At 37.4% G+C, this 13,560-nt stretch carries 6 protein-coding genes; 4 read left to right on the top strand and 2 right to left on the bottom strand.

All coding sequences use genetic code 11. The annotated features are described in order from the left end of the window. Nucleotides 1-11: 11 nt before the first annotated feature. The 4 genes from NSU18_RS15655 to NSU18_RS15640 all read left to right on the top strand — a co-directional run bounded on the left by NSU18_RS15655 (nt 12) and on the right by NSU18_RS15640 (nt 9,052). Nucleotides 12-1,961, top strand: coding sequence for a DUF2075 domain-containing protein (locus NSU18_RS15655; RefSeq protein ID WP_341149466.1), 1,950 nt, complete (start codon nt 12-14; stop codon nt 1,959-1,961). 523 nt (nt 1,962-2,484) lie between these two features. Then, nucleotides 2,485-4,548: an HsdM family class I SAM-dependent methyltransferase gene (locus NSU18_RS15650; RefSeq protein ID WP_341149465.1), complete on the top strand. Its 2,064-nt coding sequence runs from the start codon at nt 2,485-2,487 to the stop codon at nt 4,546-4,548. Further along, on the top strand, nt 4,545-5,843 hold the full coding sequence (locus NSU18_RS15645) for a restriction endonuclease subunit S (RefSeq protein ID WP_341149464.1): 1,299 nt from the start codon (nt 4,545-4,547) through the stop codon (nt 5,841-5,843). Before NSU18_RS15650 ends, NSU18_RS15645 begins: the two co-directional genes overlap by 4 nt. After that, complete coding sequence (locus NSU18_RS15640) at nt 5,840-9,052, top strand: type I restriction enzyme subunit R domain-containing protein (protein WP_341149463.1); 3,213 nt, start codon at nt 5,840-5,842, stop codon at nt 9,050-9,052. The genes NSU18_RS15645 and NSU18_RS15640 overlap by 4 nt, the downstream gene beginning before the upstream one ends. Nucleotides 9,053-9,610: 558 nt before the next feature. Here the strand turns inward: NSU18_RS15640 and NSU18_RS15635 are convergent. Together NSU18_RS15635 and NSU18_RS15630 are read right to left on the bottom strand one after the other, a co-directional pair. Continuing rightward, entirely contained in the window at nt 9,611-10,081 is a 471-nt protein-coding gene (locus NSU18_RS15635; RefSeq protein ID WP_341149462.1) for a hypothetical protein, read from the bottom strand. An 84-nt stretch (nt 10,082-10,165) separates the two neighbouring features. After that, nucleotides 10,166-12,742: a hypothetical protein gene (locus NSU18_RS15630; RefSeq protein ID WP_341149461.1), complete on the bottom strand. Its 2,577-nt coding sequence runs from the start codon at nt 12,740-12,742 to the stop codon at nt 10,166-10,168. Nucleotides 12,743-13,560: the final 818 nt, after the last annotated feature.

The following is a 13,560-nucleotide window of genomic DNA, read 5'->3' as shown; positions in this document are numbered from 1 at the left end:
GGGAGAGCTCTATGATTATCTATGAATCGACCAAGCAGCAGTTTATGGATGATGTGACCGAGGATACGATTGCGGTAAAGATCCATAACCAGTACGTCCAAAAAATCGGCAGAGCCGCCATGGGCGAGATCAACGCCTGGAACAATTCCATGAACTATCTATATAAAGTACTGAACACCTCGGACATTCCAGATGACGCAGGAATCGCGATTGAATATAGAATTCCAGCGACTCCGAGAAGAGTCGACTTCATGATTACAGGCCTGAACGAACAGGATCAATACTCTGTTGTCATCATTGAGCTTAAGCAGTGGACAGAAGTGGAGACAGTTGAGGATGCAGATGGACTGGTGCAGACCTATTTTAACCGGACCAAGACTAGAACGTCGCATCCATCTTACCAAGCGTGGTCTTATGCCAGGCTGATCAATGATTATAATGAGACCGTGCAGAACGAAGCTGTACAGCTCTATCCGTGCGCTTATTTACATAACTACATCCAAACCGACAACGATCCCTTATTACACCCAGTCTATGACCCATACATTGAGGAAGCGCCGATTTTCTCCAAGGGAGATGCACTGAAGCTAAGAGGGTTTATCACCACCTATATCAAAAAGACCGATAGAACCAAATCGCTGTACCTTATCGAGCATGGCAAAATTAAACCCTCCAAATCGTTGCAGGATTCACTCCTCAGTATGCTCCAGGGTAACCAGGAATTCATTATGATTGACGATCAGAAGGTCGTCTATGAGGAAGCTTTAAGATTAGCGAAGCAGGCCCAGTCGGGCAAAAAGCAAGTCCTGATTGTCGAAGGCGGCCCGGGAACAGGCAAGTCGGTGCTTGGCATTAATCTGCTGGTAGAGCTTACCGCCCGGGAGCTCGTCTGCCAATATGTGACCAAGAATAGCGCCCCGCGTTCCGTATACATGAAGAAGCTTCAGCAGAACGTGAAGAAGTCGGTGATTGATAACCTGTTCAAGGGCTCAGGCGTGTATTATGAGGCATTACCCGATGAATTCGATTGCCTGATTGTGGACGAGGCGCACCGCTTAAATGAGAAGTCCGGCCTGTTCAAAAATAAAGGGATCAATCAGACGATGGAGATCATCCGTGCTTCCCGGTTCTCCGTATTCTTCATTGATGAATATCAGAAGATTGCTATGCACGATGTAGGCAGCAAGGAGCAGATTCGACACTATGCGGAGCAAATGGATGCGGAGATCACGGAGCTAACCCTGGCGTCCCAATTCCGGTGCAATGGCTCGGACGGATATTTGGCCTGGCTGGATGATGTGCTTGAGATTCGGGAGACAGCGAATGCCGACAGCTTCGACTTCGAGTATGACATCCGGCTCTACGATGACCCGAATAAGCTGCGGGATGAAATCTTCAGCAAGAATCAGATCAATAACAAGGCCCGAATGCTCGCCGGCTACTGCTGGGATTGGAAGACAGACGGCAAGAATAATCCCGGCGTTCACGATATTCAATTAGAGCAGTACCAATTCTTCATGAGCTGGAACCTGAGCAACACCACCACCTGGGCAATCGACCCGGAATCCATAGGGCAAGTAGGCTGCATCCACACCTCCCAGGGCCTGGAGTTCGACTATGTGGGCGTGATCATCGGCGAAGATATGCGCTATGAGAACAACCGGATCATCACCGACCCCTTCAAGCGTGCGAAGACGGACAAGTCCCTGTCAGGCTTCAAGACCCTGTACAAAAAAGACAAGGACGAAGCCCTCCGCATAGCCGATCAGATTATCCGCAACACCTACCGGACCCTAATGACCCGGGGAACGAAGGGGTGTTATATCTACTGTGTTGATCCTCATTTGAAGGCGTACTTGCAGAGACGGTTGGCTTTGCAGGGGGCGGTGGTGGGTTGGGGTGAGGTCTATTTAGGGCGAAAGAGAGTTATTATTGATTTGAAAAGATGGAGAATCGGATGAATGGAGTGGGTAACTCCGGTCCAACAAGTCTGTCCTCTATTTTGGTATAGATGTGGAAAATGTCTAGGAGCAAATTGAAGCAGTAACTGGAAGATTCTCCTTGTTGCCATGGAGATAGTATATACCGGAGGATCGGATAATCATAATTGCGAGAAGCAGAAGAAATACTGAGAATGCAAGGCATTAATTTAAGATTATTAAGGATCAAGGAGTAATGGATGATTTAAATCAAAAAGCCTTTATAAAGATGATCCCCAAAATATCTCTATGGTGCTCCTTATGCGGTTACAAAGTTAAGATTATATCGGCGGTCCTTGTTTTTAGTATGAGAATTTAAGGACACCCTAGATTTTTCGGTTTGGGATATTTTATTATCATGGTATTTTTATAAGAAATTTTACTGTCCAGGTTATTAAAAGGAAATAAATAACATTTAACTTGCCTAAGAACGTAGTATAATTAGGATAAAGATTATTTAATTAACGATCATCAAGATTGGTGAATTTTAATTGGTGAATTTTAAATGAAAAGAGAGAAAACGCGAATGAACATTCTTCAATATGAATCAAAAATTTGGGCTACTGCGGACCTTCTTCGAGGAAGCGGTATTAAAGAATCTGAGTGGCCATCGTATATGATGCCCTTTTTTGCACTAACTATGATTGAAAGTAGACTTGTTAGGATGTTTGATAATTTAAAAGTTGAAATCGGTGAAGAAGCTTTTGCCAATATAAATAAAAATGATCTTTACGATATGATTAAAGATCAAGGGCAAGGATATAACATTTATATTTTCGAGAAGAATCAAACCCTCACTGACATCTGTAAGAACGATAAATCCTTTGAAATTGATTTTGATGCCTACCTGCATGGATTCGATGGCGAAACTAAAGACTTGCTTGGTGTGGATGCTACAGAAGGGGAAAAGTTCCTCGATATAAAAGGAGTTATTTCTAAGCTTAAATCAAAGAAAGTGTTAATGGGATATACCAAGTTGTGGAGTGAAGTCGATCTTAAGCCGTTTAATAACTCGGAAATCACTACACTAGAAGAGCACATCAAGCGCAAATGGGCAGATATTTCGGCGGAAACGGCAGGGGAGCAGTACACTCCAGACGATGTGATTGCTCTAATTGCCGAAATTATTGCGTCTAAAATCGAAGAATCTGACAAACTTTTAAAGATATACGATTGTACCTGCGGCGGTGGAAACTTGCTGTTCGGGGTAGAAGACCGTATTAATGCCAAATTTAAGCGCCTGACACAAACCTTTGGACAAGACTGGAATGATGCACTTTATGCTCTTGCTAAGATTGAAAGTCGTTTTCGACCCGATTCAAAGATTGAGCATGGTAATACTTTAGTGGATGATAAGTTCTATAATGAAGAATTTAATGTTGTTATTGCCAATCCTCCTTATGGTGTGAGTTGGAAAGGCTACCAGAAGGATATTGAAAACGATAAGACGGATAGATTTAAATTTCTACCTTCTATATCTGATGGTCAATTGTTGTTCATGCAGCATATGATTTCCAAACTCGATTCATTCGGTATGGGTGTCGTGGTACACAATGGCTCTACCTTGTTTAGTGGTGACGCTGGCTCAGGTGAAAGCAATATTCGTAAATGGATGCTCGATAGCGACATTGTGGAAGCAGTCATTCAATTGCCAACTGACGAGTTTTTTAATACGGGCATTTATACCTATCTATGGGTATTGAATAAAAATAAACAGCCCCAGCACAAGGACAAAGTGATGCTGATTAATGCCAGTGAGAAATTCAAGCCATTGAAGAAAAGTAAGGGCTCTAAACGCAAAGAAGTGGATAAAGAAAGCCGTAAACAAATTGTTGACACACTAACGCAATTTCAAGATACCGATTTCGCTAAAGTGTTCGACAAAGAGTTTTTTTACTTTAACAAACAAGCGATTATGCTTACTAACGTAGACGAAGATGGTATCAGTTTTGAATCAAAGCTAAAAGCAGGCAAGACTAGTGAAAAGCTTAAATCGACGAAACTTAGCAATGGAGAACGCGAGCTTACGGAGTTTGTAATCACACATTTTAATGTTGACCAATATAGTTCCTTAGCAGATTTCTTTGAAAAAGATATCAAGCCATTTATTTCCTCTTTAGATTACAAAGAACAGTCTTTGGTTATCAGCACCGATTTGGCGAGATATTGGTTTGATTCCGAAAAAGAAACTTTGATAAAAGAAGTGAAAGGCAAACAAGAGTCATTAGGCTGTGGCAAAATCGTTGTGAAATCTTTCTATAAAAACGCTAATAAAACGCAGAAGGAAAGAATTGAAATCAGTGTGGAAATCATGCCTGATTACCAGAAGGACTATGAGATCATCCCCTTCCATAGGGATGAAATAACCAATAAAGAAGTAATTGCAGCCTTTATGGCCAAATATATCACCAAGCCTTTTGCTTACTTGGAAAATACTGTAGGTGTTGAATTGAACTTCAATAAAATCTTTTACAGTCCAGAAAAATTGAGAGAAGTGATGGATATTTTAGCTGAGATTAATACGATTGAGAATGAGTTGAGGAAGCTGGAAGAGGGCTTAATCATATGATGAAACAAAATTCGGAAAGATATGACGATTATAAAGATAGCAAGGTAGAGTGGATTGGTGAAATCCCTCTTCAGTGGGATGTGGTTAGAAATAAGGATATATTTGTGGAAAGAGGTTGTCTCAGTGTTTCTGGAACCGAAACACTATTAACCGTATCTCACATTACGGGAGTTACTCGTCGTACTGAAAAAAATGTGAATATGTTTATGGCGGAAACAATGGAAGGTTATAAGCTGTGTAAAAAAGGGGATTTAATTATAAATACAATGTGGGCATGGATGGGGGCATTAGGTACAAACAATGAAGATATTGGTATATGCAGCCCTGCATATGGAGTTTATAAACCCCGAAAATATAAACCTTATAATCATCGATATTTTGATTATTTATATAGAATCCCTAATGCAATAATGGAAATGACAAGATATTCTAAGGGGATAGTCTCTTCTCGTTTAAGACTTTATCCAAAGGACTTTTTTCAAATCAAAACAGCTTTGCCTAGCTATGAAACTCAAAAGGCAATCGCCGTTTATTTAGATAGTAAGACCACGAAGATTGACAGGAAGATAGAGTTGCTTGTCGAGAAGGCGAACCAATACGGCAGGCTTAAACAATCACTTATTAACGAAACTGTTACTCGTGGTTTGGATAAATCCGCAGTGATGAAAGATAGTGGAATTACATGGATTGGGGAAATCCCAGCTCATTGGAAAATTGTAAGAATCAAAGATATAGCGGAAAGCGTTAATGGCGGCGCATTTAAAGATGATTTAAGTGATTCTGGTATTCCCATAATAAAAATAAAACAATTGACATTAAATTGCGAAGCCACTGACTTTTGTAAACCGAATTCAAAGAAAATAACAAAAGGAAATTCTATAAAAGACGGTGACCTAGTTTTTTCTTGGTCAACCTTAATCGCTCCATTTATTTATCGGGGAGAAGATGCTCTATTGAATCAACATATCTTTAAAATAAATCATTCTAAGAAAATTAATAGAAAGTGGCTATATTTTAAACTTAGTCAATCATCACAGAGCTTGCTTGCATTTGCACACGGTAGCACTATGCAACATATATTAAAGTCAGATTTTGATAACCTTGAGATTGAAACTCCGCCACTTCCTGAGCAAACAGCCATCGCCAATTTTCTAGACGAAAAAACAGCGCGTATAGACCGTATCGTAGAAACCATATATTTTCAAATAGATAAACTCAAAGAACTTCGCAAAACATTAATAAATGATGTGGTATTAGGTAAAATTAAGGTCACTAAGGAAGGAGCAACAGGATGAACGAACTTCATTTGCAGGATAAATTTCTGTTGCCCTTTTTTAGAGAAGACCTTGGTTATCGCGAAGTGAAGGCAAATACTGTGACAAATGAACTAATTATAGAAGAAGATTTGCAAGAGTTTATTTCTCAATCCGAATTAAATAAGAAACCTTACGAAATTCTGCTAAGAAAATACAAAGGCGATAAGATTAGGCTACTTAAGGATTTGATTGAACTCATTAAGGATCGTAGCGGCAGTAGCCGCAATATGGCATTATTTATTAACGCAAATAAATCGATTACTTTACAGGGAATTAAGCTACACCTCTTCTATACTGGAGATAGTGTAATCCATAACAATGCGTTGTTTGATGAGAATATTTTTTCCGTAGTGCAAGAACTGCCATATAAATTTCATTATGAAGGGACTCAGGTATTCTCCTTTCGCCCAGATCTTGTGCTGTTTGTGAACGGGATATATTTGGGCTACAGCGAACTGAAGTCTAATTACACCAACCAGAGCGCTAGCAAGAATGGCCGTGGCAAGGTGATTAAAGACTATTTCGAAGCGGTTAAAATTTATCATCAGCATATTGATAGCAGTTATATGTTAAGTGAAAAGGAGAAAGAATCCTTACGTAAAGACTTTTTGAAAATCTTTGAAAAAGCCATTCATATCACCACGACAGATATTGAAGAAACGTTCGTTATACGAACGCTCTCTGAATATTTTGAAGAGATTCTTGCCACTTGCCGCGAAGGTAAGTTTGATCGTGAAGAGATCGAGAAGAAAGCCAAAAGCGTGTTTAAGCCGTATCCACTTCTGAATCCCTATGCAGAAAAAAAAGAGAAATTGAAAGAGTTGTTTACTGCTCTCTATGGGAAGGGATTTATTGAAAAAGAAATTCTCTACTACAATTTTATCGAGCGCGATGTCTTCGTTACGAATAATGGCAAAGAGCTAAAGAATGAGCAAGGGGTTCTAATTTCTCCACGGCCTAAGCAGAAATTTGGAACGGATAAAATTATGGCTAAGATTGATGAATTTCTTACGCATGAACAGGATGATCAATATTTTGAAAAATTGTTAGAGAAGCAGCTTGTAGGCGTATCTGAGGTGAAGAAGAAAGAATTACTTGAGAAACGTAAGGCGTATTCAAACAATAAAAATGTATACTCCCTCCTGATGCAGTATGCTGCTGGATTCGGTAAATCCAATATTATTGGATGGTCCGCATTACAGTTGAAAGACTTGCGCAGAGATGGACAATATGTATACGACAAAATCATGATTGTGGTGGATCGCTTACAGCTTCGTGGACAAATTGATTCTAAAATGCTTAACATGAACATTGATAATCGGATGTACGTAGAAGCAAACAACAAAAAAACTTTCTTAGAGGCGTTGGCTTCCGATACTCGCCTAGTTATTGTGAATTTACAGAAATTCGGTTCTGTACGTGAGATGCTCGATACTGAGGTTATAAATAAACTTGCTCATATGCGTATTGTCTTCCTAATTGATGAAATTCATCGCTCCAATAGTGGCGACCAGCATGAAGAGATGATAAGTATATTTGATGAGTTACAATCTCCGTTTGATAATCATGTGCAACTTGCTGGGACAACTAAAAAGAAGAATTTGATTATCGGGTTTACAGCTACACCTGATGATCATACGCTTGCGCGTTTTGGAGAATTTAGCGGTTATGCAGAAAGCGAGAAACTGTGGCGACCGTTTGACTCCTATACGATGAAGGAAGCGATTGAGGATGGGTTTATTCTTAATCCGCTCAAGAATATTGTACCAGTAGCGTCCAAAATGTTGTTTGATTTGCCAAGCAACCTACTGGAAGGCTTTACGGAGAAAGAATATAAAGACGCTCAGAAAAAGCAAGTTTATGAAAATCGTGAACGAATAGATGCAATCGCTAAATATATTGCAGATCTGCTCGTTAAAGACGTATATCGTCAGATCCGTGGAACAGGTAAGGCTATGTTAGCAGTGCATTCCATTAAAGCTGCAGTAGCTTATCAACAAGCAGTGACCAAACATTTTAGTACCTTGGTTCAAGAAGAGAAATATAAAAAGTATGCCGAAGCTCCGATTCACGTAGTTTACTCTAACAACCAGGATGAACAAAGTGCATCAGGTCTTAATGGAGGCTTAAGTGAAGAAAAGGTATTGGAAAGTTTTGCGCTGAAAAAGAATGGTTTAATGATCGTAGTAGCCAAGCTGCAAACGGGATTCGATGAGAAGAAGCTACATACGCTATTCTTGGATAAAGAGATTAAAGGCATCAGTGCAATTCAAACGATCTCCCGCGTAAACCGGACCGCCAAATATAAGAATGACTGCAAAATTGTTGACTTTTCCTATAATAATGTAAATGTGCAAAATATCAAAGATGCATTCGAGCATTTTTCAGATGTGGTCGTTAGTGATTTTGACCCCTTTGGCGACAAAAAAGTACTAGATATTTTGCTTGTCGAGCTTAGAAAGTCATATACCTATGACAAGTTTTTTACCGTGTTCAACTCGATCTACAAAGATCAATCAAAAAGGGATGATCCGGAGAGTTATCTGGATTTGGAAAGTAGCTTAAAGAAGTATATTGATGCTAATCCTCAGCGTACAGCTGATACTAAGGCTAAGGCTGCGCAGTATTTTACAATCCTAAATCGCATTGAATATGTGATTGATCTGGATGCTAAGTATAGCGAGTCCAGTTTCTTATTCTTCTTGCGTAAATTCAATACACTCTATAATATGATGCACCGTAGTGAGGATATTAAAGATCCGATAGAGGTTTATTTTGACAATCAAATCGGCATTATTGAAGTAGAGACGGGAGCACCCAAGGAAAAAAAGAACAAACCTACTAAAGTAGCTGAAGGTAAGGAGAGTTATGGTCCTCATCAATTTGATATTTTGGCTATCATTGAAGCTCGTAATGAGTTAGAGGCTAAAAAAGGATCTCTTATTCAAGAGTTTGAATCAAAGATAGAGGATTTTTTCCAATATGTACGAAGTGCTAATGAAGGTTTACGTTTAATTGTGAAAATTCATTCTCACGTTTCTGAGGAAGAAATCTATCACGACTTTGCTGTGATCTATCGTCGATACAGAGCACTAAACCGTCAAAAAGTTGGGGACTATTTCTTTAAAGAAATGGATGATTTAGTAGACAAGTTGTGTGATGATTTCGAGAAGGTAGTTTCAAAATAATATCCTGTTCATCAAGCATCTACGAGTTTTTGTTCAACTACGCATAGTTCGACTTTTCAAAATAATGGGCTCTTATTTTAAATGGAAAAAAGATAAATGATACTTGGTTTAATTATGATGGAAATTAAATAGAGCCAAATTCTTAATTGGCTAGCCCCTAAGAGAAGAGTGGACAGTCTATGATCCAGCATACAGTGCATTTAATGCTTTAGTTTGGGAGTTATAGATCGAGTGAGAAATTAGTGTGAAGTGCCCTTTCTTCAATGAAAGGGTATTGTTTTGTCTTAACAAGGGAACGAAATAAGTACTATAGTAAGGAGCGGAAATTGGTTTCATGAGTATCTTTAACAGAACATCTAGATTTAATGTACTCTTTCTATCAATGCTCCACGATATTCAGAATAGGTTATGTTTTGATCACATTGAGATGAGAATAGTTTTTCACCTACAAATCAATTGGGAAATCATCGTTTCATTATAGAAAGTCAATAGGGTTGAGGATCGCGTTGTAGCATTCTGTCCTTATATCATCTTGGGACTGGATATTAATAATATTTTTTAAGTTACTATTGCATCAAATACATAAGAATTATTCATTCTAAAGCAAATGTTCTTATGGGCTTTCCAATTCCAATAAAACATTTCATCATTTTCGTTGTAACTTGCAGTGAGTCTGTTGAAATTTAAAGCTTGTGAGAATTCTTTGCGTACTAAATCAAATTGAGATTCTTCTAGCCACCTTTTCCAATGAGTGGGTAAAAAATCTTTATTATTGTTAAGGGAAGTTGATAATGAATCGGAAAACATTGATTCATATTCCATTTTTCGATATAAATATATTTCGCCTTCTTTGTTAGAAGTAATGATTAAAGCATGATCTGAATAAAAGTTAAAAGCTACAATTGTGGCAGAAGTCTCTGTTTTATAGCTGTTAGTGTACTGCTGAATTAACAATTGAGTAATATGTTCTTTCATAAAGTTGTCAGGTTTTTTGTTGAAAATTTTTTCACTTACAGTAAGTCCAGGCATGTCAAACCTCCTTAAATAAGCCGAAACAGGAACGTTAGTTCCTGTTTCGGCTTATTATAACATTGTAATCCATAAAATGGAATGCTATTTTTTTCTTCCCGTCAATTTTCTTGTAATATTAGAAGTATCTAAAATAGAATAACTTCTTGCTGCAATTTCTACATCTTCGAGTTTTTCATCAATATATTCTTTAGTAATTACGATTTCATCAGTTGAGAAGATAGCAGCTAATTGTTTGTAGAATATATCCGGTACCTTATCTACTTTATTTTTATTATATATAAATTGGTCATATAAATAAGATAGGTCTTTTGAGTTAATAAAAACTGGTTTTGTATAATGGCCTTTAGCAATTTCTTTACGGATAAATTTAGCCATTGCTTGTACTTGACGTTCTCTAAATTTGTTTCCAACAAAAATGTGAGATGTTAACTCTCCCGAAGAACAATAAGTTGATACATCAACTAATTCATTGAGAAGCTTAATATAGTGAAGAGCTTTACGATTTTCAGAAGATCCTAGCTTGTATCCAGATCTATCTAATGTGAATTTGCAGTCGTAGGTAAACCCATGTTTGTGCTCGACAGACATTACTCCGCTATTTTCTTTGTATTGAATAGTGAAAATTCCCTCTGGAACAGTTGAACCAGAATATTCCTTCCCCCATTTTTCAGAGTTAGGGAATAAGTGTTTAATAAGTGTATAGACGTCATCTTCAAGCATGTCTTCATCATATATTTCTTTAAGTTCAACAGTTTTATCTCCAATAAATGAGAGGTTTTTAGTAGCTTTAGTAGCAGCAGAAACGACTTGATGATGTGTGCGTTTTTCCAAATCATTAAGATATTCCTCGAAAATCTCATGAATTTGAGCCTTCTCTTTATAAATATATAGCTCACCAAAAGTAACTTGTTCAATTGTATCAAGAGCATAGCGGTTACTTGTTTGCTTATCAATCCCATAACATACAATAAGTGTGGGAACTAGCTTCTTTTCAATCCATTCCAGCGTTTTTTTTGATAATAGACTATCTGTAACGAGTAATTGATAAGGGCGGTTTTTGTATGAGAATCGCTTAAATGTAAATTCTTTTTTCTTGAACTTTTGATTGGATATTTTCGCATTTTTAAAATTTTCATGTTTATTGGTTAGATCATCTATTAGTGAATAAATGAATTTGTAGATATTATCGCTATTCGGATTTAATTCTTTTATTATTTTTTGATAAATGGGCTCATCACATTCAGGACATATCGAACTACCATTATCGTTTTTTGCAAGCAATTTAGTATCATTTGTTGTGAAACTACAATGTGAACAACTGTAGGAAACTTCTTCAGTTTCATCTATTAGCTTTGAAAAGCGTAGTTTGTCGTAGATGTCTTTGTGATCATTAGTAATTTGGTTAATGTTCGCAAATCTAAATATTTGATCGACTTTAAACGCTTCCCCACCATCAAATTTGTTTTGTACTGGTTGGTCAAGAGGGAAGCCGAATTTCATAAAAAATTTCTTTTTAATTGCACTTCTGGTTTGTTCACTTAAACTACTATCATTAAGTTTGAATATAACACTACCATCTTCAAGGGGAATTGAAAGGATTGATTTTGAATGTTGTTCTGAGCGAAAATTTATCTTTTTAATGTCTTTTAGGTTATAAAGATTAATTATTCCCCTTCTAAATGCATCATTAATACTAGGCCAGATATCGCTGCCTTTAAGTTGTAACTTCACATCTGGGGATTTAATCAGCAATGAATTAGAAAATGTAATAGAGTCAATGGTGAAATCTTCCGGCTCCTCATCTACTACAGGAGTACCTTCTTTAAAAAGCTGAACTACATCATCGATTTTGTATTGAACGAACAATTCGTTTTCCATTTTACGCAGTGCAGTATTAAATTCCTGGTCAAAATACTTTTTAATGCCGAAAACGTCATTGTGTGGTGCCTTGACCTCCAAGGATTGTTTTTTTATATCAACAGAAAACATTATCTGATCTCGATCTTTGATGCGCTTGTTCTGATCATATCCAGGCTTCTTGGAATCCTTTATTTTTTTATAAAGGAGATATATGGTCTGTTTTTCACCAACATCACAATGTGCGACAACTCTGTAATCATTGCTATATCCGGAATTCTGGCGCATAGTGTCTACAAGTTTCAAGTGAAAATTGTGGTCCTGGCTTAGTTTATTTCGCATATCAGTTAATTTTTTCTCTGCAATATAAAGATCACCAGAAGCTTTTGTCCTCCATTCATGAAGGACGAAAATCTCAAACAACCAGTTAGAATCTGTATAGAATAAAATAATAAGTTTTATTAGTGGAGAGACGGATGAGAATGAATAGTCAGGCAGCTTTAATTTGAAAATTTCATCAATGGACTTTTTCTTTCTTTGTAGAAAATCTTTTAAATATAAAAAATTAAGGAAATCAGAACGTTCACTTAGGTTTTGTTTCCATTTTTCAGCCTCGTCAAAGTTAGAAAGTTGAAGTATGGATTGTAAAGCTTCTATATCTGTAGCATTAAGAGAGGAAGTGAAAGCAACTTTGTCGGTTTCACTATAGTTCTCTTTGATTCTTTCATGACTAACAAGTAATTCATCCCAGTAAGCTTCTGAAACAGCTGGCTTGTCCTCAATATTTAATGAGTTCGACATGAATCTCATTCCTCCACAATCAAATTCTCCAAAGTTGCGTTAAAAACTAAGGGGCGTATTTCCTTTATACTATAATTATGTAAAAAAACCAATGATTTTAGTTTCTTAGCTATGCTAAGGCAATACACTCAGGAATAAAATTAAGCATGTGACATTCTACATGTCTTAGCGGCATAAAGCACAGTGGAAATGTTGAATGGGCTGCTTCAAAAGACAGTTCATTTAGAAATGCGCTGAAGTTTAGGATTTACCACATAGGTAAGAGGAAATTACTTGATAAAACTCTTTTAAGACTGCCTGAGTCGGAAGTGCTTCATTAGTATGTTAAGTTACGTACTTATAAGTACCGAATCTCTTACAGCATCAGGGTCCACCGCAAGAGCCTATCATTTACGCCCGTCTCCTTCCGGCAACTCCCTAATCCCCAAATAACCAGCTTTTTTGCAATGACACCTCCTAATCTTGGCAGAATACAAGTAAACTCGTTGGGGTGAGACTTCATTCGGAGGTTTGCAACTTAGCGCAACGTTTTTCCTGTAGACGATGAATAGATATTCAAACATTTATCATTTTATTTTATGTAAATTCGATATTCGCATTAAAAAAATATTTTCATCGTATACAATGGGGCTAATGGTGATGCCGAAATGAAGCATCGATAAGATTCAAAGGTGGAAAAATTCAATGTATTGTGAGTTGTATCCAATTGAGGACTCTGGTTAATAATAATGGGTTTCCAGGAAAGTGAGGATGCAATGCGCAATCTGACGCATAATTATGAGGAGGAGAAGGCACGGAGCCGAAGAGTTGATGATTTT

The organism is Paenibacillus sp. FSL H8-0048, assembly GCF_038002825.1.
Lineage (GTDB): Bacteria > Bacillota > Bacilli > Paenibacillales > Paenibacillaceae > Paenibacillus_AQ.
This window is presented reverse-complemented; position numbering and strand designations above follow the sequence as displayed.

What these genes read in the sequence shown, in the direction of transcription:
- NSU18_RS15655 (WP_341149466.1), top strand. Translation starts at nt 12, where the DNA reads ATGATTATCTATGAATCGACCAAGCAGCAGTTTATGGATGATGTGACC.
- NSU18_RS15650 (WP_341149465.1), top strand. Translation starts at nt 2,485, where the DNA reads ATGAAAAGAGAGAAAACGCGAATGAACATTCTTCAATATGAATCAAAA.
- NSU18_RS15645 (WP_341149464.1), top strand. Translation starts at nt 4,545, where the DNA reads ATGATGAAACAAAATTCGGAAAGATATGACGATTATAAAGATAGCAAG.
- NSU18_RS15640 (WP_341149463.1), top strand. Translation starts at nt 5,840, where the DNA reads ATGAACGAACTTCATTTGCAGGATAAATTTCTGTTGCCCTTTTTTAGA.
- NSU18_RS15635 (WP_341149462.1), bottom strand. Translation starts at nt 10,081, where the DNA reads ATGCCTGGACTTACTGTAAGTGAAAAAATTTTCAACAAAAAACCTGAC.
- NSU18_RS15630 (WP_341149461.1), bottom strand. Translation starts at nt 12,742, where the DNA reads ATGTCGAACTCATTAAATATTGAGGACAAGCCAGCTGTTTCAGAAGCT.